Genomic DNA, 22890 nt, shown 5'->3' with positions numbered 1-22890 from the left:
CGGATGACCGCCGTTTCGCGTGCCCGATCGTTCGACAATGCCGCTGCCCACTACGCGGCGAGCCGCCCCTCGTACCCGCCGGCCCTCCTCGACGTCATCGAGGAGCTGATGGGAAGCCCCCTCGCAGGGAGCCGAGTTGCCGATGTCGGGGCGGGGACCGGCATCGCCACGGCGCTGTTGTACGAGCGCGGAGCCGAGGTGATCGGCGTGGAGCCCGGTGAGGGGATGGCGGCTCAGTTCCGCAGTGCCCTTCCCGGGGTGCCGATTGTCCGTGGCGACGGCAATGCGCTCCCGCTGGCCGACGGCTCCCGCGATCTGATCACGTACGCACAAGCCTGGCAGTGGACCGATACCGACCGCTCCGTACCGGAGGCACTGCGCGTGCTGTCCCCGGGTGGCGCGCTCGCGGTGTGGTGGAACACCCACGCCCTCGACGTGCCGTGGATCGCGGCGCAGCACGAGCGGATCGCGCGCCATTGCGGAGTGCGGCCCCCGGCCGGAACGCGTCTGCGTGACGGCGAGGCCACCCGGCTCGCGGGACTCGCGGGGCTGCGCGTCGCGCGCCACCAACTGCGCTGGAGCCGTACCGTCCCCCTCGACACCCATCTCGCCAACATCAGCAGCCGTTCCGCATTCCTCGTCCTCGACGAAACCCGCAACCGGGCCTTTCTCACGGACGAACGCGGTCGGCTGCGCGGCATTTTCCCCGATGAGGTGGTGACGGAGACATACGTGGTCGACCTCCTGCTGGCCCGACGCCCCTGAAACGGACTTCCGGGACGCTCCGCATTCGACCGGTCACGCAGGTGCCGCCGAGGGCCTTGATTATGGGGGAGGGAAAGACAGCGAGAGCGAATGGGGAAATCCGTCGCCTGACCAACCTGCGCACCGCCGCCTTAGAGTGGAAAGAGGGCGCTTTCAACGGAGGTGCGTTCGATGTCGACTGGGACCCTTCTCGCGATCATTATCCCCGTCCTGGTGGTCATTGCTCTCGTCGCAGTGGCGGCCTCGCTTTTCGTCAGGCGGCGTCGGCTCCGCGAGCGTTTCGGGCCCGAATACGAGCGGACCGTCGAGGGCGCCGACGGTCGGATGGCCGGCGAGCGTGAGCTCAGGGCCCGGGAGCGGCGGCATGACTCACTGGAGATCAAGCCCCTGCAGAGCAGCATCCGCGAGCGCTACAGCCGGCAATGGACCGGCGTTCAGCAAGAATTCGTCGATCGTCCCGAGGACGCCGTACACGACGCAGATCGCCTCGTGACCTCGTTGATGCACGAACGGGGCTATCCGACGGAGAATTTCGAGCAGCGCCTCAAGGACCTCTCGGTCGCACACGGGCGCACATTGGAGCACTACCGGGCTGCTCATGAAGTCGAAACGCTCAGCACCCAGCACCGGGCGACCACTGAGCAACTACGAGGAGCGATGGTGCATTACCGCGCCCTCTTCGAGGATTTGCTGTCCGACGGTGGCCAAGCGCGCCACGCCAAAGCCTGAGGCCTGAGGGAGGAGAAAATGGAACGCGATCAGGACACGGGGACCAGGGGCCTGTCCACCGAAGACCTTGCTGCCCCGCCCCCTTCGTCCACGCCCGCACCGGCGTCCATGCCCCCGCCGATGCCCGACGAAGCGACGGCACCGGCAGGCGACGTCCCCACCGCTCCTGGCGAGAGCGTCCCCATTCCAGGGGAGACCGCGGAAACGGAGGGGACCGGGCGGGGCACGCCGGCCACGGGCGCGCCCCCGGTCGAGGAAGCCGCTCCGCAGCTTCTCACCGCAGACGACGCGGAAAGTTTCCGCGATCGCTGGCAGGGGATTCAGGCGACGTTCGTGGACGACCCGCGCGAGGCCGTACACGCCGCCGACGCGCTGGTTGCGGAGGTCATGCAGACGCTGGCCACGACGTTCGCCGAACACAAGCAGTCTCTGGAAGAGCAGTGGAAGCAGGGCGAGAAGGTCGACACCGAAGGTCTGCGGGTGGCCCTGCGCCAGTACCGCTCGTTCTTCCACCGCCTGCTCGCTGAATGAGCTTGCTCTTCCGGCCGCTTCAGGTGACGGCGCCGCCGACGAGTTGGGCGATCAGCCCCCTGACCTGTTCGCGGGGGTCCGGTGCGCCGGCCCAGCCGGTCATCAGGAGGTGGTGAACGGACCCGACGAGGGCGAGCGCGATCGCGTGGCCGTCGGTGCCGTCCGCGAGCCGCCCGAGCTGCCGCTCGGCATCCAGGTACTCCGCGATCGAATCCTGGATCGCCGTAAAGCCCGGAGCGCCCGCTTCCAATGCCTGGCGGATCGTCAGTGAGGCGGCGGGGCGGGTCAGGGCGAGGCCGGCGACCGTCGGGTTCACGGACGTCAGCAGCGCGAGAGCGACCTTCCGGAGGTTCTCGGCCACGGTGCCGGCGCCCGCCTGGGCGGGGAGTCGTCCGGCCTGCCGGGCGATGCGTGCGAAGCGGTCCAGGACCAGCGCGCCGATGAACTCGTCCAGTCCCGAGAAGTGCGCGTGCAGCAACCCCTTGGCGCAGCCCGCCTCAGTGGTGATCGCCCTGCTGGTCAGGGCGGACGGGCCGGCGCCGGCCAGGACCCGTTCCGCGGCGTCGAACAGCCGGTCGCGCACGTCGGGGATCGCTACTCCACGCGGTGACATGAGCCTCTCCTGATGGCGACGGGAACTCCGGACTTCCCGAAGCGGAGTGTCGGGAAGCGGGGTTCCTGGGAGCGGATTACCGGAACGGGATTGCCGGTATGGGCGTGCGCCCATACTGTTTGGGCGTACGCCCATTCTAGTCCGAGGGCAGGTCCGCGCCCAGCACGCGGTCCGCCCGGCAGCAGGAGGCTCGCATGTCACGCATCGTCAACGCCGCACAGGCGGCGGCCTGGAACGGTTACGAGGGCACCTACTGGGCTGCGCACCAAGAGCGTTGGGACGCGGTGAACGAGGGCTTCAACGAGCCGCTGCTGACCGCCGCCGCGATCGGTGGGGGCGAGCGTGTCCTGGACGTCGGCTGCGGAACCGGGCAGGCGACGAGACTTGCCGCGCACCGGTCCCGTAGTGGCCGGGTCCTCGGCCTCGACCTGTCGGAGCCCATGCTGGCGCGCGCCCGTGACACCGCCGAACGCGTGGGAGTCGGCAACGTCGGCTTCGAAGAGGGCGACGCCCAGGTCCACGCCTTCACGCCGGAGACGTTCGACGTCGTCATCAGCCGCTTCGGGGTGATGTTCTTCGCCGACCCCGTGGCCGCCTTCACCAACCTGCGGCGGGCCGTGCGGTCCGGCGGCCGGATGGCCTTCATCTGCAGTGCCGACCCGGGAGACAACGAGTGGCTCCAGGCGGTCGCCGCACTGAGCGACCTCCTCCCCGTCGGGGACTTCGGCGCGCCGGGAGCACCGGGCATGTTCTCCCTGGCGGACCCGGACCGCATCCAGGAGGTACTGTCCGCCGCCGGGTGGCAGCACCTCACCACGGAGCGCGTGCAGGCGCAGGGAGCGTGGGGCCGCGACGCGGACGAGGCGGCCGCCTTTCTGCTGGACTCCGGTCCGGGGCGTCACTTGACCGGCCAGGTCTCCCCGGAGGTCCGGGACCGCGCGCGGCAGAGGCTGACGGACGTGCTGCGCGCCCACGAGGAGAACGGCGCGGTACGGCTCCGCAGCGGGGCCTGGCTGGTCACCGCCGGGCGGCCGTGATCCCCGCGATCCCCGTGACCTAACCCCAGACGGCCTGGGCCAGTGCCGCGCCGGCGAAGGCGGCGCCGAGGCCCGCCACCACGCTCGCCACGACGTTGGCCAGGGCGAAGAACCGGGCGCCGTCCTCCGCCAGCCGCAGGGTCTCGTACGAGAACGTGGAGTACGTCGTCAGGGCGCCGCAGAAGCCGGTGCCGATCAGCAACTGCATCCGGGAGGAGGCCGCCCCGGCGGCGATCGCCCCCGTGAGCAGGCCGAGGATCAGCGAACCGATCACGTTGATGGTGAACGTGCCCCAGGGGAACAGGGTGTCGTGCCGGGCCTGCACGGCACGGTCGGTGAGGTAGCGGAGCGGGGCCCCGACCACCGCCCCGGCTATCACGAGCAGCCAGTTCACCGCTTTCGTCCCTCCTCGCCGCGGCCCGTGTAGCGGATGACCTCGCACTCGTCGAGGATGACCAGCCCCTCGCTGACGAGCTCGTCCAGTTGCGGGAGGAAGGCGCGGATCCGGTCCTCGGTGTCGACGATCACGACGGCCACCGGGAGGTCCTCGCTCAGCGACAGCAGACGGGTGGTGTGGATCAGGGACGAGGCGCCGAAGCCTTCGATGCCGCGGAAGACGGACGCGCCGGCCAGGCCGGCCCGGTGGGCGCGGTGGACGATCTCGGTGAAGAGCGGCTTGTGGTGCCAGGTGTCGTTCTCCCCGATGAAGACGGTGACGCGCAGGGCGGGGCCGGTGAGTCTCACTGCTGCCTCCACTCGACGACGCGGCGGGTCAAGGTGGCCGTGATCCAGACGGCGGTGAGCGCGGCGGCCAGGGTGAGCGCCAGGTACGCGAGCCCGGCGCCGGTCCTGCCCTGGGCCAGCAGGCGCTGGATGTCCACGGCGTACGTGGAGAACGTCGTGAAGCCGCCGAGGACACCGGTGCCGAAGAACGGGCGGACGAGCCGGTGGGCTGCCCACACATCGGTGATCACGACCATGAAGATACCGATGATCGCGCAGCCGACGACGTTGACGACCAGCGTCGTCCAGGGGAAACCGCCGGGTTCGGTGGGCCACAGGAGAGCGGCCCCGTAGCGCGCGGCCGCGCCCACACCCCCGCCGAGCGCCACGGCCGCCACGACCGGGCCCTGCCGCGGGGGGAGGCCCTTGCGGCGGACGGGGGCGCGGAGGTCGACGTCAGGATCGACGGGTTCGTTCAGCATCGGGGGTCGGGGCTTCGGCACGGATGTCTCCTACTCGCCAGGCATGGGTGGGAAATGCCCACATGCGGGTCGCAAGTAGGGACCGTTGGCGGCTTCGTCGCCGCGGTTGGGGACGGCGGGCCCCACCGCCGTGACGGTGAGTACGAGGTCACCGTCGCAGGTCAGCATACCTGCTGACCTTTGCGGGGGCGCGGGCAACCGGGCGCCCCCGCGCATCGGCGGCTGAGGTCCGCCTTCTCGCCGGCGGATCCCCGCTACGGTTTGATCAGCTGGTAGGAGAGCGTGTAGTACGCGTCGTCCTCGGTGAACTTCATTTCCCCGAAGTCGTGGATCGGGACCTGCTCGCCGAGGAGGTCGTCGTCATCCGCATCGTCGCTCTCGTACATGCGGACCTCGGCGACGTCGCCCTCGTAGTGGAAGGTCTTGTTGATGGTGATCTTGTCGTCCTCGCCGATTCGAGCCGAGTAGACCTTCTTCCCGTTGATCGTGAGGTAGATGTCGTCCTTACCATTCCAGTCCTCCTGCTTGACGCATTCGAGCTGGCCGAACTTCACGACACCCATGGGTTTTCCCCTCGCGGTCGGTGGTGTGACCTTGCGTGGAGGATTCTTCCGGGGGCGGATCAACGGTCGCTGAACGGGGGCGTTCGGGGCGGGCTCGGGCACCGTCAGGCGATGGCGCTCATGCGGGCGAAGACGACGACGTTGCCGAGGTATTCGTGGCGGGCCCGGTCGTAACCGCCGCCGCAGGTGAGGACGCGGAGTTCGGGCCGTGCGGAGGCGCCGTAGACCTTTTCGTCCGGGAAGTCGGTGCCGCTGAAGACCTCCACGGCGTACACCGTGAAGACCGCGGTGCGACCGTCCTTGCGGACCACGCGGATGGTGTCGCCCTGCTTCAACGCACCGAGCGAGTAGAAGACCGCGGGCCCGGTCTTGGTGTCCACGTGACCGGTGATCAAGGCGGTTCCCGTGTCACCGGGCGTCACGCCGTCCTTGTACCAGCCGGCCAGGTTGCGGTCGGTGGGAGGCGGGACGTCGAGGCGCCGGTCGCGGTCCAGTCCGAGCCTCATCAACGGTGCGTCCACGCCGGTGCGCGGGATCCGCACGCGCAACGGCTCCGACTCCGGAAGCGGCGAGGGCCCTGGGCGGCTCCCGGCTTCGGCGTCCGGTCGCCGGGGCAGCGATTCGGCGCGCGGGGGCTGGGGTGGTGGGGCGGAGCGATGGCTGTGCCATCCCCACACCAGGCAGGCGATGCCGGCGACGGCCAGGAAGAGGGACACGACGCGGGCGGTGCGCGGGGGGAGGGACGCAGGCGAGAGGCGTATCACGAGATGTCTTTCCAGAGATGTCTTTCCAGAGACGTGCGGGAGATGACTGGCGCGGTGGGGTGGGACGGGCGGAGCCCTGCCCCCCCCGCTGCCGGTAGCGGGTGCCACGGACAGGCGGTGGGGGCAGAGCTCCTGTGACCCGAGAATCGGGGTCAGCCGAGCTCCTCATCGTCACGGCGGCGCAGCAGCCACACCCCGGCCGCACCCGAGATCAGTGCCGCGGACGACGTGAGGGCCAGGTCCGACGGACCCGACGGGGCACTCATGGCCCCGGCGCCGGCCTTCACCTTGCCGTGCGGCATGGCCTTCGGCATGGACTTCGGCATGGCCTTGGGGCGGGGCTTGGCGGGCTTGGACTTCCCGCAGGTCCGGTCCGCCATGGAGGACGCGTCGTTCCACTTCATCTTGAGCCTGCCCAGGTGGTCGCGCTGCGACCGGTCCGGGTGTCCGCCCTGGTTGGTGAGGTCCCTGAGCTCCCTGTCGTAGGAGTCGTACGAGGACTTGGCCTTCTTGGCCGCGGACATCGCGCCGGAGCACGAGCCCTTGGCCGTCTCGGCATGTACGGCCGGGCTGCTCAGGGCCAGCGCACCGCCGACGACCACGACACCGCAGAAAGCGGATATGGAACGCATGAGTTCCTCCAAGAGGGATGAGACTGCGGGAGGGCGTTCTCCCACCTTCAGGACATGCGTTCTCCCTTCCGCCCGCCAGTTGGCCGAAGTGTGAACCGGGCCCGTGCGGAAGGCCGCGCCGAGGAGCCTGCGCGGCGGTGCCTGCGGTGACCGGGACACGGGGTGAGCAGGGGATATCCCGTGACTGAGGGGAGCGGGGAGACCCCGGGCGGGATCGTGCGTACTGGCGGGTTGCCGCCCGTCCACGTGTCACCCGCATGGCCCTGCGAGGCCCGGGGGCGGACCGGTCAGATCGCCATCGCCTCCTGGATCCAGCGGTTCACCCGGTACGGCAGCCACCACAGGAACGGCCCGGTGCGGCTGACCAGTCGTTCGGCCAGGAAGTCGGCGGCGATGGCTTCCGGGACCGCGGACGACGGCGCGCCGTAGGACAGCCGGGCGATCGCCTCGCGGTAGGCGGGCTCGTCGGCGGTGAAACGGCGCAGGTCGCCCCACCGGCGGTCGCGGATCTGCACGAAACCGGGGCCCTGCCGCCACAGGCACTTGCAGAGGTAGTGCTCGTTGCGCCATTGCGTCAGCGCGGCGTCGGCATCGGCCGGCCCGGTCAGGGCCGTGGGCGGTTGGAGATGACTGAGGTCACGCCAGGCGTCGTCGCCGGGGCCGGCGGGCAGCCGCAGGCGCCACTGGACGAGTACGGCATGCGCCGTGAGGTCGCGGATCAGGCACAGCCGGCGGACGGCGTGCGCCGCGGCGTCGGGGGAATCCACCGTCGTCAGGTCGATCTCGTCGGGGAACTGCACGCGGCGGGCGCCGAGTTCCCACAACTGGGCGGCCTGTTCGTCGGCCGGGCCGGTCAGGTCGAGCCGGCCCAGGCTCATGCCGGGCAGGGTGCACGCCTGTGCGTCGTAGTCGCGCCAGACGTGCAGCGTCAGCGGTCGGGGTGCGGAGTGGGTGGCGGGGGTGAGGACGGGGGGCATGCGGTCTCCTGGGAAGTGCGAAGTGCTCGTCGGGGAGCGGAGGGTGGCGGCTCAGGCTCGGACACCGGATCAGGCCCGGGCTTCGGGCTCGGACACCGGATCAGGCCCGGGCTTCGGGCTCAGGCCCGGGCGATGGCGGGAGCCGCCGCGCCGGACGGCGGCCGCTCGGTGGCTTCCCCCTGGCTGTGCCGCATGAAGTCAAGACGCAGCAGGTCCTCGTTGACCGCGGCCGGTGCGAGGTGGACGTACTGGCCGCCGTCGGTGAAGACCAGTCCGAGCGTCACCCAGTGCTGGAGGAGGGCGTGCACCGTGGCGGCGTCGATGGTGTGCTCGGGCAGGCGCGCGGCGAGCTTGCGGGCCAGCGCGGCGGGCGCGTGCGGCTGGTCGAGGAGCCGGAACGCCTCGGTCTCGACCGGGTGGGTGAGTTCCCGCGTGCCCCAGTCGAAGGCGTGCCGGCGGCTGACGAGCACGATCCGGTCGCCGAGGTCGGCATGGGTGAGTCTGCTGTCCGTGTGGCGCTTCTTCCAGGCGCCCAGCGCCTCGTTGAGGGCGGTGACGGTGGGCTCGCCGATGCCGCGTTCCGGGGCCTCGAAGACGTAGGCGAGATCGAGCAGTTCGCTCTCGGGCAGGTCGTAGGTGAAGCGGTAGTGCTCCTCGGGGCGCAGCCCGGTGAAGCCGAGTTCGGGCCGGTTGAAGTACGGGCTGAAGCGCTCGATGGCGATCCGCGCGGACAGGTCCACCGGCGGGTTGAGGTGTTCCAGGGCCGGTATCTGGGCGATGACCGGCTCGTAGTCGGCGGCGGTCTCGCCGGGGAAGCCGTGCAGGTAGTTCCAGGAGACGGAGAGCCCGGTCTCGGCCCCGTCGCGGAGCATGCGGACGTTCTGGCAGCCGCTGACGCCCTTGTCCATCAGGTCGAGCACCCGGCTGTTCAGGCTCTCGATGCCCGGCTGCACGTAGATCATGCCCGCGTCGGCGAGGGTGCGCAGCTGCGGGCGGCGCATATTGGCCTTGATCTCGATGTGCATCCGCAGGTCGTAGCCGCTGTCGATGATGCGGGGCAGGACGGTGCCGAGGTAGCCCATGTCGAGGATGTTGTCGACGACGTACATGTCGAGCACGCGGTGCCGGCGCGCCAGGTCCATGATCTCGGTGTAGAAGGTGTCCGGACTCTTGCTGCGGAACTGCATGAACGAGCCGTTCAGGCCGCAGAAGGTGCAGTGGTGCTTCTCGCCCCACCAGCAGCCGCGCGCCCCTTCGACCACGAGCTTGGGCTCCACCCAGTTGCGGGCGACGGAGGAGGCCAGGCGCTCGAAGTAGCCGCTGTAGTCGGGCGGCAGGATGGCCGCGGGCGGCAACGGGCTGGTGCTCATCGGATTGGCGGTGCTCGTGCCGTCGGCGCCGCGGTGGCACAGCCCCGGCACGGCCGCCAGGTCCGTGCCCTCGTCGAGCGCGGTCAGCAGCTGGGGGAAGGCGGCCTCGCCCTCACCGCGGACCACGAAGTCCAGGAAGGGGAAGTTGCGGTGCGCGGCGGCGCCCTGCTCGGCGTCGCAGTTGGCGCCGCCCATGACGGTCCGGATGTGCGGGGCGAGCCGTTTGACGTACTTGGCGGCGGCGAGCGCGGCGGTGTTCTGCTGGAACGTGGAGGTGAAGCCGACGACATCGGGCCCGGCGGCCACGATCCGCTCGGCGATCTCCTGCACGAACTCCGGTACCACACGGTGCAGTTGGTGCGACATGCGCAACCGTTCGGCCTTCAGCTTGCCGCGCATCGCGGCGCTGAACTCCGCCGTGCGCCACTCGGGATCGTCGTAGAGCGCGGACGAGAACACCCAGTCGCCGCACCCCATGAAGTACGAGGAGAGCGCGTAGAACTGGTAGTCGTCGCCGGTGAAGTCGGTGCGCCGGGTGATCCAGTCGGTGAACTCCAGGTTGGCGTGCAGGACGTCGGCGTGCCCCGTGGTGCGTTCGTCGACGCTGCGCCGGAGGATGCCGAGCGCCAGGGACGGCAGATCGATCGGGGACCAGGGCATGTTGACCAGCAGGACGCGCATGTCGGCTCCTCGTGGGTGGTGACGGGGACGTGAGGTGGCCGGCGGACGCGAGCGGGCCGGCGGGGTGAGGTGGGCCGGCCGGCCCGGTGGTGTACCGGGCCGGCCGGTGAGGTCACTCCTCCTCGGTGTCTTCCGCGGTGCGGAACGGGACGGTCACCGTGATGCCGATGCCGGGCTTGCGGTTCTCCTCGTCGCCCGCGAGCGGGTCGTTGTGGATGATGTCCTTCTGCATGACTGCATCTCCTTGTCAGTGAACGGAGTTCGGATCGTGCGATCCGGGGGCACCGGATGGGCCGGTGCTCCCGGACACCCCGCTCTCGGGGAAGCGGGGAGCTTGGTGGGCCGCCGGGGCCGGGCGCAGGTGCCGGTCGAGGAAGCCCAGGGCGCGTCGCAGGACGGCCATGTGGTCGGCGCCGGTGTATCCGTCGTGTCCGGTCGCCAGCCACATCGACTCGTGTGCCACGCCGGCCGCCCGCAGCGCGGTGAGGTAGCCGCGTACCTGGCCGGGCGGGCACTTGGCGTCGAGGCTCGCGGCGACCACCAGCAGCGGGGCGCGGACGTCGGCGGCGTAGTGGAGCGGCGAACTGCGCCGGTAGCGGTCGGGGACGGTCTCCGGGGTGCCGCCGAACAGCCGCTCGTCCAGGGCGCGCAGCGCGGGCGTGCCGGCACGGTAGGCCGCCGCGCAGTCGGCGACCGGTTTGACGGCGACGCCCGCCTGCCACAGGCCGGGCCGGGTGCCGAGCGCCAGCAGGGTCAGATAGCCGCCCCAGGAGCTGCCCCACAGACCGAGGGCGTCCTCGCGCGCCAGGCCGCGGCGCAGCAGATCGGCACGGACCGCGACCAGGTCGGCGACCTGGGCGAGCCCGACGCCCTCGGCGTACGCGGTGCGCCAGCGCGGCCCGTAGCCGGTGGAGCCGCGGTAGTTGACCCGGGCGACCGCGAACCCGGAGGCGACCAGCGAGTGCACCTGCGGGTCGTAGGCGTCGCGGTCGTGGTCGGCGGGACCGCCGTGCACGAGGAAGACCAGCGGGGGCCGCGGGCCGGGTGCCGGGGCCGGTTGGCTCAGCAGGGTGTGCACCGGTCCGTCCGGGCCGGGCGTCCACAGGTCGCGGTGCCGGCCGGGAACGGGCGCGGGCAGGCCGCCGAGCGCGGGCAGCCGGGTGCCGGCGGTGGAGCGGAGCTGCGGGGGAGTGGTGGTGTCGGTCCAGAGGTAGTGCACGTCGTCGCCCGGGTGCGGGGCGGCGTCCAGCAGTGTGCCGGGTGGCGTGCGGACCGTGGTGAGGGTGCACCGGTCGAGGTCGGCGGTGGCGAGGGTGGAACGGCCGCGTCGGTCCTGCCGGACGAGGACCCGGCGTCCCGCGGGGTACCAGCGCGCCGTGATCTCGGTGTCGAAGCGGCACCAGTCGTGGCTCCGCAGTCCGCCGCCGGGCGTCCAACTGGCCAGCAGATAGCGCTCGTCGGCCTCCTGGACGAGCAGCAGCTCGCCGTCCACCGCCGCCCCCGGGGCGAAGCCGAGCGCCCACAGCCGCCCGCGCCGTCCGGACAGTCGGGCGACCTCCGCGACCTCCCCGTCGGAACAGCCCACGAGGGTGACCGCACGATCGGAACCCGCCGGCCCCGACACCGCCAGCAGCCGGCCCGTCGGCGAGATGCCCGTGAGCAGCGCGGGGCCCTCGACGGTCAGCACCGGACGGCCCCGTCCGCCCGCGGTGCCGAGGTGCACCGTCGTACGGCGGCCGTCCCCCAGGCCGATCGCCGCCGTCCCGGTGTCGCTGACCGCGAGGCCGTGCGGCAGTCCCGGCCGGAGTCCGGCCAGTCCCGGGACGGCCGGACCGCCGTCGAAGTCCTGGAAGTGCCACCGTCCCCGGCCGCTCCGGTCCTCCGCGAACCACCACACCCGGGCGTCCGCGTCGACCGCGCAGTGCAGCGTCCCGTCGCGGCTGTCGGTGACCCGGCGCGTGGTGCCCGTACGGGCGTCCCAGGTGAAGATCTCGCACCGGCCGTCGGCGTCCGCGGCGAGTGCCATCCGCGCCGGGTCGCGCGGGCAGACCTCGGGGAGCGCCGGCCGGTAGACCTGGAAGCCCGTGCCGGGGGCCTGGAGCGGACGGGCGTGTGCCGCGGACGCGTTCATGCCCGCTCCTTCGGGGTGGTGGGGGATTCCTGCGGGCCGGGGCGGGACGCCGCCGCGTCGCGACGGGACGCCGGGGAGCAGGTCGCGTACAGCGCAGGTCCGGCCAGCACCACGGCGCAGCCCAGGCACATCGCGACGGTCCCGGCCTGATCGGTGACCAGCCCGGCGACCGCCGGCGCCACGGCCGCGGCCGCGCCCGACGCGGTGGCCAGCACGGTCCCGGTACGGGCCTGCAGTTCGGGCGGGACGACCTGGAGGACCCGGGCCTGGAGTGCCACGGTGGCGAGCGGGGTCAGCGCGCACAGCAGACCGAAGAGCAGGCCGAACTGCCAGGCGTCGCGGGCCACCGCCAGGGCCGCGGCGGGCGGTACCAGCAGCCAGGACACCGTCCCCAGCACCTGTGTCGCGGAGCGCCGGCCGGCCAGGCGGGGCGCGGCGAGCGAACCGGCCAGACCGGCCGCCCCGGCCAGCGCGAGGACCAGACCCAGCGGAGCCGCGCCCCGGCCGTGGTCCTGCAGGGCGAACACCGCCGTGTAATACACCGCGGCGAGCACGGCGTTGACGACCGCGGTCCATACCAGCGCCAGCCGGAGAAAGGGTTCCCGGCGCACCACGCCGAGCCCCGCCCCGGCCTCGGCGGCCAGCGCCCGCCAGGGCCGGGACGGTCCGCCGGCCGCCGGGCGTCCGGTGTGCCGCGGTGACAGGCCGGCCCGCATGGCCCCGATGCAGGCCGCGGCGACGACGTACGACACCGCGTCCGCGAGGAACGGCAGCCAGCGCCCGGCGTGGAAGAGCAGCCCGCCCAGCGCGGGCCCCAGGACCAGGGCGGCTCGTTCCCCCGCCTGTAATCGGGACAGGACGCGGCGGTGGTCGGCGGGGGCGCAGACCAGGGCGACGGTGCCGAGGGACGCCGTCTCGTAGCAGGCGGTCGCCGACCGTTCGACGAGCACGACGGCGAGGAGCACGGCCAGCGGAGCCGAGCCGGACCATGCCGCGACGGTGACGACGGTCATCGAAGCGGCAGACACCACCGCGGAGCCCACCATGACACGCTTGCGTGCCCCGCGGTCGGCGGGAACGGCGGCGAGTGGGCCGAGCAGCAGGGTCGCTGCCGCGGAGAGCCCCGCGACGGCGCCGACCTCGGCGGGCGAGTGGCCCAGGCTCAGCAGCAACAACGGCAGGACGAGCCCGGACGCCTGGCTGCCCAGTGCGTCGGAGGTGCCGGCCCACCAGAAGAGCCGGATGTCGCGACGGGCGTACGGCGCGCTGCCGGTGAGGGCGCCCGGCCGGGAGTCCCGAGGTAAGTCGTACGGCGCGTCGCCTGCCGAGGGCTCCGCCGGTCTTCGTTCCATGCGAAGCCACCCCACATCTGTGCGCAGATCGTGAAGATCGACACACGTTTAGGTCAACTTGCGAAGGAAATGTGCTCGAAGCGTGCCGGAGCTTAGCCACACCGTGACGCAGGCCACAAGGCCCCGAAGGGGGAGTCTTGGCGGTGCCGAACCGCCGCTTCGCGAGGAAGCCGTCCGTCCGCACCGGACGACAAAAAAGAAGGGCAAAGAGCGCATCCGCTCCTTGCCACTCTCAACGTATAGCGCATGGGGGGCCTTGCGGCAAGGCCCCCGTGATGCCGCAGAATCACCCGGCCGAAGCCAGAACCTGCGGAAACGGGGATTGTTGTGATCGACGTGATCATTGCCGGTGGCGGACCGACCGGCCTGATGCTGGCCGCCGAGTTGCGGTTGCACGGCGTGCACGTGGTCGTGCTGGAGAAGGAGGCGGAGCCGACCAAGGTGGTCCGTGCGCTCGGCCTGCACGCGCGCAGCATCGAGGTGATGGCCCAACGCGGTCTTCTGGAGCGCTTCCTCGAACGGGGGCAGCAGTACCGGGTCGGCGGCTTCTTCGCCGCCATCGACAAGCCGTGGCCCGACGGGCTGGACAGTGCGCACGGCTACGTCCTCGGCATCCCGCAGCCCCTCACCGACCGTCTGCTGACGGAGCGCGCCACCGAACTCGGCGCCGAGATCCAGCGCGGCTGCGAAGTGGTCGGACTCGGCCAGGACGACGACGGCGTGACCGTCGAACTGGCAGACCGCACGCAGCTGCGCTCGCGCTACCTCGTCGCCTGCGACGGCGGCCGCAGCACGGTGCGCAAGCTGCTCGGTGTCGGCTTCCCCGGTGAGCCCAGCACGGTCGAGACGCTGCTCGGGGAGATGGCGGTGGACATGGAGCAGGAGGAGCTCACCGCCGTGATGACCGAAGTCCGCAAGACGCAGAAGCGGTTCGGCTTCATGCCCCTCGGGGACGGGTTCCACCGCGTCGTCGTGCCGGCCGGGGGACTGGCCGAGGACCGCACGACGCCGCCCACCTTCGAGGAGTTCCGGCACCAGCTGCGGGCGACCGCCGGCACCGACTTCGGCGTCCACTCGCCGCGCTGGCTGTCCCGTTTCGGCGACGCCACCCGGCAGGCCGAGCGCTACCGCGTCGACCGGGTGTTCCTGGCGGGCGACGCGGCGCACATCCACCCGCCGACCGGCGGGCAGGGCCTCAACCTCGGTATCCAGGACGCGTTCAACCTCGGCTGGAAGCTGGCCGCCGCGGTGCGCGGCTGGGCACCGGAGGACCTGCTGGACAGCTACCAGACCGAACGGCACGCGGTGGCCGCCGACGTGCTCGACAACACCCGCGCGCAGATGGAGCTGATGTCCACCGAGCCGGGCCCGCAGGCGGTGCGCCGGCTGCTGGCGGAGCTGATGGACTTCGAGGACGTCAACCGGTACCTGATCGAGAAGATCACCGCGCTCGGGGTCCGCTACGACTTCGGTGCGGGCCACGAACTGCTCGGGCGTCGGCTGCGGGACGTGGCGCTGAAGCAGGGGCGCCTCTACGAGCTGATGCACGGCGGCCGCGGGCTGCTGCTCGACCAGACCGGCCGGCTCTCGGTGGCGGGCTGGGCGGATCGGGTCGACCATGTCGTCGACGTCAGCGAGGAACTGGACGTGCCCGCGGTGCTGCTGCGGCCGGACGGTCATGTGGCGTGGGTCGGAGACGATCAGCAGGAGCTGAGCGGCCGACTGCCGAAGTGGTTCGGCGCTGCCGCCGGCTGAGGCGCGGTCGCGGCCCGACAGGGGTGAGCCGTGATCGCCCCTCCCGGCCGACGTCGTCATGCGTCGGCCGGGAGGGGCGCCGGCGGTATGCGCACCGGCAGGTGGCGCTCGGTCGATCAGGTGCGGTGCGCCTTGGCGGCGCAGGCGCCGGAAGCGCAGGCGGTGAGCCAGGCGTCGAAGTCGGCGTCGTAACGGGTGCCGATGGTGTCGTGGTAGACGGCGTAGCCGGCCGCGTAGTCACCGGTGCGGAAGTGGCCCAGCATGGTGGCGACGTCGTCCGGGTGCTTCTCGACCATGTAGCGCGCCGCGAGGTAGCCCCAGGGGTAGGTCCGGGTCACGTCGCTGTTGTCGTAGGTGCTCTCGAACAGCGTGCTCAGCTTGTAGGTGTGCTTCCCGGCCTCGCTGACCGCCTCGTCATCGGTGATCTTGCGGTAGCCGTACGAGACGTACTCGGCGAAGCCCTCGATCCACCAGACGTCCGGCACGGACGTCTGGTGGCCGAAGTCGCCCTTCATGTCGTCACGGGCGTCGATGTAGTGCGTGTACTCGTGGTTGAGGTTCCAGATCCGGGCCGGGAAACCGTTGTCGTCGCTCCTCTGGTACATGATGGACATGGGCTTGTTGTCGGGCTTCGTCGGATCCCCGATCATGGTGATGCCGCCGTTGTTGGTGTCGACGCCGAAGATGGCCCCGGCGTAGGTCTGGTAGTCGCTGCGACTGCCGAACACGACGAGCTGAACGGTCGATTCGTACTGGTTGGGTATCGGCCCGTCGTTCTTCACCAGGTCGTGGACGTACGCGTCCTGGCTCAGGACACTGGCGCAGGTGGCCTCCAGCTCCTCGGCGGTCAGCGCCTGCGTCTTGATGGTGTGCGTGGCATCGCACTCATGGGTGACCGGCAGCGCCGCCTTGGTCAGCTGGTCGGAGAGGTCGCAGACGCCGAGGTAGGAGCAGTTGTCCTTGTCGTAGGCGTCTGCCTGGGACGCGACGGTGACCCACAGGGGCGCCGTCGGGCCGGTGATCTTCGAGGCGTCCAGCAGGCCCTTCATGAGCGGCCGGACCTTGTCCCGGAGGGCCTGGTGCTCGACGTACCGCGCGACGTTCATCCCGGCGTTGGAGTCGAGGTAGGAGTTGGCGGTGCCCAGCAGGTCCAGGTGGCCGAGCGCGAACTTGTCGAGGGTGTCGATGATGCTCGGATCGGCCGTGACCGCTTTGACGTAGTCGGGGTTCCAGTTTCCGCGCCACAGCGGGGTGTAGACGTTGTTGACGGCGGCCAGCATGCTGGGGATGTCGTTGTAGGAGCTGCTGTAGCCGCTGAGCAGCTGCTTGTAGGTGTTCAGGTAGCGGCCTTGCTCGTTGGCGCTGTCGGTGAGGATGACGACCTCACTCAGGACGTCGCCGTTGCCCGAAGTGACGTCCTTGGAATGCGAGTTGGCGAGGAACGCGTCCAGGCTTCCCTCGCTGGCCGTTGCCAGATTCGGGCCGTAGGCGCCGACGTCGTCCGGATGGTTGGACTGCACGTAGTAGCCGGCGCGCAGGAACAGCACGAGCTGCAGCACCTTGGTCGAGTTGTCACCGGGATAGGCCGTCGCCCCGCTCTTGAAGGCGTTGGCGACGGTGACCATCTGCTCCTCGCGGAAGACGTCGTGGGCATCGCTGCCGGTGATGCTGAACAGGGTGTTGACGCACTCCGTCGTCGAGGCCTGGACGAAGGCGACCAGGTCCGAGCCGGTGCGGCTGCCGAAGTCGCCCGGGCTGCAGGAGGCCCGGCCCGGCTTCGGGGCGTGGTGCCGTCCCGTGACGGTCGACGAAACGGCGGGCTTCTGCGCGCTGAGCGGGGGGAGTTGGGGGAAGCGGAGGGGGCTGCGCTGTAACGCGGGCCGGTCGTTCGCGCCGACGGTCGGACCGGTCGGCGGTACGGGGTGGGCGGTGGTGCTCGCGGACACGGCCTGGTCCGGGGCGGCCGGCGGGCGCGGTGCCGCCAGTGCCGGTGCGGTCACGAGGCCGGCGAGGGTGGCGCAGGCGGCCAGGGCACCGGTCACGCATCTGGGCAGGGGGAAGCGGTAGCGCATCCATGCTCCTTCGTGGGGGGTGAGATACGCCTCGGAACGGGGCTGAGGCGTGGCTGGCACCTTCTCAGCGCACACCCGGCCGCGACAATACGGTGTGACATAGCACATGACACACCATCGCCATAACCTTGGACCCACGGACCTCAGGAACCCCAGCGGCTCAACGGGACTTGGGCGGGCCGGCTACGGTCTGGTCGTCACGTTCCAGGTGCGCGAGGCCCAGGAACGGAAGTGCGGTGACTGCGCGATGAGCGCGCGGTACGCCGCGGCGGCGGAGGTGAAGAGGGTGTCCGCGACCTCGTCGGCAGGGCTCCCGCGCCGCCAGGTCAGCACATAACGGCACCACAGAGGCGTGCCGGCCAGCGGTTTGACGAGGACGCCGGGGATCGGCCGGAACGTCGCCTGCACGATGGAGGCTCCCAGCCCCTCGGCGATCATGTTCTGCAACTGCTGCTGGTCGCCGAGGAATTCATGCACCGCCGCCGGGGTGAAGCCGGCCGCGTCGCAGGCCGCGTAGAACACGCCCGGCCAGCCCGCACCGTCGTCCGGGGTGAGGAACCACGGGTCGTCGGCCAGGTCGGCGAGCGCCACCTCCTGGCAGTGCCGCAGCCGGTGCCCGGACGGCAGGGCGACGAAGCTCGGCTCGGTGACGATGCCGCGGTGCGCCACGGCGGCGGAGTGCCGCAGCTCACGTCCGGGGTAGTCGGCGGCGATCGCGGCGTCCACCTCGCCGCGCTCCAGGAGCTCGACGATCTCCGAGGACGGATACACGCTGCTCACCGTCAGCGCGAGATCGGACAGCCGGCCGCGGAGGCGGACCAGCATCCCGGCGAGGACCGGTGAGTTGGTCGCCGCGAGGCGGAGCGGCCGGCCGGCGCGCGGGCCCGCGGCCGGCAGGCGCCCGATCGCGGCCGCGCGGGCCAGGACGTCCCGGGCCTGTGCCAGGACCTGTGTGCCGTACCGCGTCAGCTCGACGCCCGAGGGGTTCCGCTCGAACAGCGGGCGGCCGAAGTACCGCTCGATCCGCTGGAGTTGGGTGCTCATCGCCGGCTGCGAGTACCCCAGTTCCGAGGCCGCCCGGCCCACACTCCCGGCGTCGGCGATCGCGCACAGCACCCTCAGGTGCCGAAGCTCCAACTCCATGCCCGCACTCCTCCCGTCCGCTCCCGTCCGCGTGGAAGCCACCTCATCGCGCCGGAGGCGCCGGCGCCAGTGCCCGGGAACGGAAGTGGCGGCCGTCGGGCGGGCGGAAACGGCCGAGCGCCCCTGCGGGAGGGGCGCTCGGACTCGGTTCCGAGGAGGGACTACTCGCCCACCACGCCCGACTTGGCGATGACGATCTTGGCGCTCGTGGCACCGCTGCTCGAACCCAGGGCCTCGATCTTCTTCACGACGTCCATGCCCTCGACGACCTCGCCGAAGACGACGTGCTTGTTGTCCAGCCAGTCGGTGACGATGGTGGTGATGAAGAACTGCGAACCGTTGGTGTTCGGGCCCGCGTTGGCCATCGACAGCTGGCCGGGCTTGGTGTGCTTGATCTGGAAGTTCTCGTCGGCGAACTTCTCGCCGTAGATGCTCTTGCCGCCGGTGCCGTTGCCGGCCGTGAAGTCACCGCCCTGGAGCATGAAGGCCGGGATGACCCGGTGGAAGCCGGAGCCCTCGTAGCCGAAGCCGTTCTGGCCGGTGGCGAGCTCGCGGAAGTTCCGTGCGGTCTTGGGGACCACGTCGTCGAACAGGGTGAAGACGATCCGGCCGGCCGGCTCGCCGTCGATGGTGATGTCGAAGTACACGTTGTTGTTGCTCATGGTGGCATCTTCACATCCCGCCCCTCCAGGTCGCGCGCGGGGCCCACCCTCCGCGGTGGGTGAGCCCACCGGATGCCCTCCTGCGGCGACCCGCCTCGCCAGGGCATTCCGGCAAATCCGGCCGCGAGACGAGTACTCCGGCGTACGCCCCCTGGCAATGCATGAAATTCGGCCATGAATAGGCCGTCGAAAGTCAGACATCGGATGCGGCCTCTTCCTGGCTGGACGGGCACTGCAGAATCCTCCCCGTGAAGAACTGTGCTCGCGTACACTTCCGGCCCGCCGGGCGAACCCGTTGCGGCCGCCGGCCTGGGACCTTGTTCGAACGGGCGGACGATTCCCTCGTCTCATGTGCAACGGAGGTCTCCGGGGTTGGCGGTCGTTAAAGTAAATGAGGGTAAAAGTTACCCTCGGTTAGTCTCGGTGGGGGTTGCTAGCGCGTCACCGGGGGTGAGACTGTGGCCACGTCGAACTGGCGCAAAAAGCTTCTGCGGGACGGATCGTAGAGAATGCCGAACGGTACTTGTCGGTAATACATACTCTTCTCTCGTTCCTCCTTTCAGGCGTCGCCGGCTCGTATGTAATGGGCTGCGACGTGCCGAGGGGAGCCGCGTCTGCGTCGGTTGTCAGCAGCTCTTATGTGGGGGGTCTGTGATAGCGAGCCGGGCCATGGTGCAGGGGCCGCCGGGCGTCCTCGCGGGGACACGGAGCGGGGAAAGGACCCCGCAGATGTCCGCGTCGCATCGGATGTGTGCATCGAGGCGGAGGGGGTACACGGCGGGGCCCGGAAGGTATCTCGTCGGCTGTCCGTGCCCGGACGCATCTGCGGCCGCCGCGGTCGGCCAAAGGCACCGCCCGGCCCGCACAGCCGCATAAGTCCGTCGGCCACCGGGCCGGCGCGCTGACCGGTGCGTACGCTGCGCCATTCCGCCGGTGACGCCGGTGACATCGTGAATACCGCTACCGCCCTTCCGGCTGCGGTCATTTCGGCATGGGCGGCTTGGGTGGCACGGCGCGAAACGCATGCATAACGACAACTCGGCAGGCAGCAACAGGATCTGGAGTTTGCGGTGACAGTGAGTTCCTCGAGTTCCTCGTGCCGTTCGGAAAGGTGCTTATCCGGCGGCATACCCGGCTGCGGACCGACAGGTGCACCGCCCCCGCGCGGAGAATGCCCCTTTTCCTGCTCCGCCCCCCGTTTCCGTCCGGCCTTCAGGGAGAAGCGGTGACCAGCAAGCAGGTGAGCCAGGCGCCCTTCGCCTTCGACGCGCTCCTCGACCGGTGGAGAACGCGGCGGGAGGCCGGCCCGGTCCGCTACGACGAGGACCAGAAGCTGTGGCAGGTGGCGGATCACCGCGGGGTCACCGCCGTGCTCGCCGACCCCGCGACGTACTCCTCCGACTTCTCGGGCCTGGTCCCCACCCAGGAGGACTTCGAGACCTTCCGCCGGGGCAACTTCGTCGGGATGGACCCGCCGGCGCACCGCACCCTGCGGACCCTGGTCAGCCAGGCGTTCACCCCGCGCGTGGTGGCCGGCCTGGAGCCGAGGATCGAGGCCATCACCGGGGAACTGCTGGACGCCGTCGCGGACCACGACCGGTTCGACCTGGCGGACGCGCTGGCCTACCCGCTGCCGATCATCGTGATCGCCGAGCTGATGGGCGTGCCGGTCAGCGACCGCGGGATGTTCCAGGACTGGGCGACCACCCTCTTCGCCGGGGACGGCATCGGCGAATCGCTGGACATGGCCGATGTGGAGCAGGCGCTGGACTCCATCGCGCCGACCGTCCGCGAGATGAACGGCTACTTCCTGGACCACATCCGGCAGCAGCGGAAGGACCCGGGCGACGGGCTGATGGGCCGGCTGCTGGCGGCCGAGGTGGACGGCACCCGGCTGGATGACCAGGAGATCGTCGGCTTCGTGGCCCTGCTGCTGGTGGCCGGGCACATCACCACGACCGCGCTGCTCGGCAACGGCGTGGTGACCTTCGACCGGTACCCGGAGGCCGCCGCGCTGCTGCGGGCCGAGCCCGGGCGGCTGCCGGACGCCATCGAGGAGGTGCTGCGCTGGCTCCCGCCGTTCCCCGAACTGGGCCGCCGCACCACCCGCGACGTCGAGCTCGCCGGCCGGACCATCCCCGCGAACTCCGTGGTGATGGCGAACCTGGCCACCGCCAACCGCGATGCCGACCGGTTCGCCGACCCCGACGTCTTCGACGTGACCCGCAGCCCCAATCCCCACCTGACGTTCGGGCACGGCATCCACTTCTGTTTCGGTGCCCCCCTGGCCAGGCTGGAGGCCCGGATCGCGCTGCGGCAGCTGATGGATCGTTTCTCCGCTCTGGCGATCCCCTGTCGCGACGAGGTCGAGCTGCAGAATCCGGCCGTCATCGTCAGCGTCCGCCGACTGCCGGTGGAGGTGCGGCGGCGATAGCCCGCCCGGCGGGCCGCGCGACATTCCTCCTTCGTCCCCGATTCCGGGAGTTCCCTTCTCATGCCGTACGCCACGCCTGCTCCGGTCACCACCCGGCAGCCGACGCAGATACGACGCCTCTTACAAGAGCGTCTGGACACCCTCGCCCGCGCCCATCAGGTGCCCGGAGCCCAACTCGCCCTGCATACGGGTGGGGTGACGTACGCGGTGCACACCGGGGTCGCGGACGCCGCCACCGAGGAACCGGTGGGCAGCGGCACCGCGGTGCCGCTGGGGTCCGTCACCAAGGTCTACACCGCCGCCGTGGTGATGCTGCTCGTCGCCGACGGCGATGTGTCGCTGACCGACCCCGTCGGCACGTACGTACCGGAGCTGGCGCGGCTGCCGCGGACGACCGTGCGGCAGCTGCTCAGCCACACCGCCGGTCTCCCGACGGGGCCCGATTCCGACGACGCGGCGGCGCTGACCCCGGCCCGCTACCTCTCCGGCCACGCCACCGCCACCGTGTGCCCGCCCGGCAGCGGCTTCTCCTACTCCAACGCCGGATACGTCGCCGCCGGACGGCTGATCGAAGAGGTGACCGGCATGTCCTGGCAGGAGGCCGTGCGGGCCTTCCTGCTCGAACCCCTGGGCACCGCCCCGGCCTTCCTCACCGACGCCGTACCCGCACGACCGGTGGCGCGCGGACACTCCGCGAACGCCCTGACCGGCCGCGTCCGCCCGGTGCAGCAGACCCTGGCGCCGGTGGAGGCACCGGCCGGCGCGCTGCTGGCCAGCGCGCTCGATCTGGTCGCGCTGGGGCGGGTGTTGACCGGCGAGGGCCCCCGTACGGTGCTGACGGAGGAGGACGCCGCGGAGATGCGCCGCCCCGTCCCCGGCGCCCACCCGGGAGTCCTCGCGGATGCCTGGGGACTGGGCCTGGCGCTCTTCCAGGACGGCGGCCGGCAGTGGTGCGGCCATGACGGCAACGCCCAGGGCACGTCCTGCTTCCTGCGGGCCGAACCGGACGGCGGCGATGTCGTCGCCTTCACCAGCAACGCCAACAGCGGCACCGCCCTGTGGCACGAACTGGCCGACGAGCTCGACCGGATCGCCGGCGTGCGCGTCCCGCCCGCCCCCGGTCCGCGCGACGGCGCCCCCGTCCGCGCACTTCCCCAGTGCGCCGGTACGTACCGCAACGGCACCGTCGACTACCGCGTCACGGCCGACGAACAGGGCTCCCTGGCCCTGTCCGTCAACGGCGACAGCCCCGCCCCGCTGGTCTGTCACCCGGACCTCAGCTGCGACCTGGTGGACCCCGCCACCGGCCGCCGGGTGCCCGGCGGACGCTTCCTCCGCGATCCGGACACCGGCGCCATCGACCGGCTCCAGATCTCCGGCCGGATGGCACGCCGCACCGACATCGGCTGACCGCTCCCAGCCCGGCGGTGCCGCGCGCCTCCCCCATCCTGCGCCGGACCCGCCCGTACAACCC

General features: G+C 71.1%; 21 protein-coding genes. 7 read left to right on the top strand and 14 right to left on the bottom strand.

All coding sequences use genetic code 11. The features are described from left to right. Positions 1-3: 3 nt before the first annotated feature. From V2J85_RS07820 to V2J85_RS07810, 3 genes are all read left to right on the top strand, one after another. Positions 4-765, top strand: a complete 762-nt coding sequence (locus tag V2J85_RS07820; RefSeq protein WP_330821034.1) for a class I SAM-dependent methyltransferase — start codon at positions 4-6, stop codon at positions 763-765. 171 nt (positions 766-936) lie between these two features. Next, positions 937-1494 (top strand): hypothetical protein, encoded by a 558-nt coding sequence (locus V2J85_RS07815; protein ID WP_330821033.1) that lies wholly within the window; start codon positions 937-939, stop codon positions 1492-1494. 18 nt (positions 1495-1512) lie between these two features. Continuing rightward, positions 1513-2025 (top strand): hypothetical protein, encoded by a 513-nt coding sequence (locus tag V2J85_RS07810; protein WP_261957613.1) that lies wholly within the window; start codon positions 1513-1515, stop codon positions 2023-2025. A gap of 19 nt (positions 2026-2044) precedes the next feature. Here the strand turns inward: V2J85_RS07810 and V2J85_RS07805 are convergent, their stop codons facing one another. Continuing rightward, the gene (locus V2J85_RS07805) at positions 2045-2638 is read right to left on the bottom strand and encodes a TetR/AcrR family transcriptional regulator (RefSeq protein ID WP_261957614.1); all 594 of its coding nucleotides are present in this window, start codon (positions 2636-2638) and stop codon (positions 2045-2047) included. Positions 2639-2832: 194 nt separating this feature from the next. On the opposite strand from V2J85_RS07805, the gene V2J85_RS07800 reads away from it, so the two are divergent. Next, positions 2833-3675, top strand: coding sequence for a class I SAM-dependent methyltransferase (locus V2J85_RS07800; protein WP_330821032.1), 843 nt, complete (start codon positions 2833-2835; stop codon positions 3673-3675). 19 nt (positions 3676-3694) lie between these two features. Here V2J85_RS07800 and crcB (V2J85_RS07795) read toward each other — a convergent pair whose 3' ends face one another. The 10 genes from crcB (V2J85_RS07795) to V2J85_RS07750 all read right to left on the bottom strand — a co-directional run bounded on the left by crcB (V2J85_RS07795) (position 3695) and on the right by V2J85_RS07750 (position 13350). Then, complete coding sequence (crcB, locus tag V2J85_RS07795) at positions 3695-4069, bottom strand: fluoride efflux transporter CrcB (RefSeq protein ID WP_330821031.1); 375 nt, start codon at positions 4067-4069, stop codon at positions 3695-3697. Further along, the gene (locus tag V2J85_RS07790; protein WP_261957617.1) at positions 4066-4419 is read right to left on the bottom strand and encodes a DUF190 domain-containing protein; all 354 of its coding nucleotides are present in this window, start codon (positions 4417-4419) and stop codon (positions 4066-4068) included. Before V2J85_RS07790 ends, crcB (V2J85_RS07795) begins: the two co-directional genes overlap by 4 nt. Beyond that, positions 4416-4880, bottom strand: a complete 465-nt coding sequence (gene crcB, locus V2J85_RS07785) for a fluoride efflux transporter CrcB (RefSeq protein WP_261958393.1) — start codon at positions 4878-4880, stop codon at positions 4416-4418. Before crcB (V2J85_RS07785) ends, V2J85_RS07790 begins: the two co-directional genes overlap by 4 nt. Positions 4881-5134: 254 nt before the next feature. Further along, positions 5135-5443, bottom strand: coding sequence for a hypothetical protein (locus tag V2J85_RS07780; RefSeq protein WP_261957618.1), 309 nt, complete (start codon positions 5441-5443; stop codon positions 5135-5137). A 104-nt stretch (positions 5444-5547) separates the two neighbouring features. After that, positions 5548-6159, bottom strand: coding sequence for a class F sortase (locus V2J85_RS07775; RefSeq protein WP_330821030.1), 612 nt, complete (start codon positions 6157-6159; stop codon positions 5548-5550). Between the two features lie 200 nt (positions 6160-6359). Continuing rightward, positions 6360-6839 (bottom strand): hypothetical protein, encoded by a 480-nt coding sequence (locus V2J85_RS07770; protein WP_261957619.1) that lies wholly within the window; start codon positions 6837-6839, stop codon positions 6360-6362. Positions 6840-7126: 287 nt separating this feature from the next. Further along, positions 7127-7816 carry a DUF5825 family protein gene (locus V2J85_RS07765; RefSeq protein WP_261957620.1) on the bottom strand — a complete coding sequence of 230 codons (690 nt, stop codon included), beginning with the start codon at positions 7814-7816 and terminating at the stop codon, positions 7127-7129. A 119-nt stretch (positions 7817-7935) separates the two neighbouring features. Beyond that, a complete protein-coding gene (locus V2J85_RS07760; protein WP_261957621.1) occupies positions 7936-9867 on the bottom strand; it encodes a RiPP maturation radical SAM C-methyltransferase in 1932 nt (643 codons plus the stop codon). Between the two features lie 247 nt (positions 9868-10114). Beyond that, a complete protein-coding gene (locus V2J85_RS07755) occupies positions 10115-11998 on the bottom strand; it encodes a S9 family peptidase (protein WP_330821029.1) in 1884 nt (627 codons plus the stop codon). After that, positions 11995-13350, bottom strand: a complete 1356-nt coding sequence (locus tag V2J85_RS07750) for an MFS transporter (RefSeq protein ID WP_330821028.1) — start codon at positions 13348-13350, stop codon at positions 11995-11997. Before V2J85_RS07750 ends, V2J85_RS07755 begins: the two co-directional genes overlap by 4 nt. Before the next feature lie 327 nt (positions 13351-13677). Between V2J85_RS07750 and rox the strand changes: the two genes are divergently transcribed. Beyond that, on the top strand, positions 13678-15105 hold the full coding sequence (gene rox, locus V2J85_RS07745; RefSeq protein WP_330821027.1) for a rifampin monooxygenase: 1428 nt from the start codon (positions 13678-13680) through the stop codon (positions 15103-15105). Positions 15106-15221: 116 nt separating this feature from the next. Here the strand turns inward: rox and V2J85_RS07740 are convergent, their stop codons facing one another. From V2J85_RS07740 to V2J85_RS07730, 3 genes are all read right to left on the bottom strand, one after another. Next, positions 15222-17177 carry a collagenase gene (locus V2J85_RS07740; protein ID WP_330821025.1) on the bottom strand — a complete coding sequence of 652 codons (1956 nt, stop codon included), beginning with the start codon at positions 17175-17177 and terminating at the stop codon, positions 15222-15224. 183 nt (positions 17178-17360) lie between these two features. Further along, positions 17361-18320, bottom strand: coding sequence for a LysR family transcriptional regulator (locus V2J85_RS07735; RefSeq protein ID WP_261957626.1), 960 nt, complete (start codon positions 18318-18320; stop codon positions 17361-17363). A 161-nt stretch (positions 18321-18481) separates the two neighbouring features. Then, positions 18482-18982: a peptidylprolyl isomerase gene (locus V2J85_RS07730; RefSeq protein ID WP_261957627.1), complete on the bottom strand. Its 501-nt coding sequence runs from the start codon at positions 18980-18982 to the stop codon at positions 18482-18484. A 1225-nt stretch (positions 18983-20207) separates the two neighbouring features. On the opposite strand from V2J85_RS07730, the gene V2J85_RS07725 reads away from it, so the two are divergent. Then, entirely contained in the window at positions 20208-21416 is a 1209-nt protein-coding gene (locus V2J85_RS07725) for a cytochrome P450 (protein ID WP_330821024.1), read from the top strand. A gap of 60 nt (positions 21417-21476) precedes the next feature. Beyond that, entirely contained in the window at positions 21477-22826 is a 1350-nt protein-coding gene (locus tag V2J85_RS07720) for a serine hydrolase domain-containing protein (protein WP_330821023.1), read from the top strand. Positions 22827-22890: the final 64 nt, after the last annotated feature.

The organism is Streptomyces bugieae (assembly GCF_036352915.1).
Lineage (GTDB): Bacteria > Actinomycetota > Actinomycetes > Streptomycetales > Streptomycetaceae > Streptomyces > Streptomyces endophytica.
The sequence above is the reverse complement of the archived record's forward strand: the minus strand, read 5'-3'. Positions and strand labels throughout refer to the sequence as shown.

Excerpts from the sequence above, each read along its gene's own strand:
- V2J85_RS07750 (WP_330821028.1), bottom strand. The coding sequence starts at position 13,350 with ATGGAACGAAGACCGGCGGAGCCCTCGGCAGGCGACGCGCCGTACGAC.
- V2J85_RS07810 (WP_261957613.1), top strand. The coding sequence starts at position 1,513 with ATGGAACGCGATCAGGACACGGGGACCAGGGGCCTGTCCACCGAAGAC.
- V2J85_RS07765 (WP_261957620.1), bottom strand. The coding sequence starts at position 7,816 with ATGCCCCCCGTCCTCACCCCCGCCACCCACTCCGCACCCCGACCGCTG.
- V2J85_RS07730 (WP_261957627.1), bottom strand. The coding sequence starts at position 18,982 with ATGAGCAACAACAACGTGTACTTCGACATCACCATCGACGGCGAGCCG.
- V2J85_RS07735 (WP_261957626.1), bottom strand. The coding sequence starts at position 18,320 with ATGGAGTTGGAGCTTCGGCACCTGAGGGTGCTGTGCGCGATCGCCGAC.
- V2J85_RS07770 (WP_261957619.1), bottom strand. The coding sequence starts at position 6,839 with ATGCGTTCCATATCCGCTTTCTGCGGTGTCGTGGTCGTCGGCGGTGCG.
- V2J85_RS07780 (WP_261957618.1), bottom strand. The coding sequence starts at position 5,443 with ATGGGTGTCGTGAAGTTCGGCCAGCTCGAATGCGTCAAGCAGGAGGAC.
- V2J85_RS07755 (WP_330821029.1), bottom strand. The coding sequence starts at position 11,998 with ATGAACGCGTCCGCGGCACACGCCCGTCCGCTCCAGGCCCCCGGCACG.
- V2J85_RS07720 (WP_330821023.1), top strand. The coding sequence starts at position 21,477 with ATGCCGTACGCCACGCCTGCTCCGGTCACCACCCGGCAGCCGACGCAG.
- V2J85_RS07760 (WP_261957621.1), bottom strand. The coding sequence starts at position 9,867 with ATGCGCGTCCTGCTGGTCAACATGCCCTGGTCCCCGATCGATCTGCCG.
- V2J85_RS07800 (WP_330821032.1), top strand. The coding sequence starts at position 2,833 with ATGTCACGCATCGTCAACGCCGCACAGGCGGCGGCCTGGAACGGTTAC.
- V2J85_RS07740 (WP_330821025.1), bottom strand. The coding sequence starts at position 17,177 with ATGCGCTACCGCTTCCCCCTGCCCAGATGCGTGACCGGTGCCCTGGCC.
- V2J85_RS07820 (WP_330821034.1), top strand. The coding sequence starts at position 4 with ATGACCGCCGTTTCGCGTGCCCGATCGTTCGACAATGCCGCTGCCCAC.
- V2J85_RS07815 (WP_330821033.1), top strand. The coding sequence starts at position 937 with ATGTCGACTGGGACCCTTCTCGCGATCATTATCCCCGTCCTGGTGGTC.
- crcB (WP_261958393.1), bottom strand. The coding sequence starts at position 4,880 with ATGCTGAACGAACCCGTCGATCCTGACGTCGACCTCCGCGCCCCCGTC.
- V2J85_RS07805 (WP_261957614.1), bottom strand. The coding sequence starts at position 2,638 with ATGTCACCGCGTGGAGTAGCGATCCCCGACGTGCGCGACCGGCTGTTC.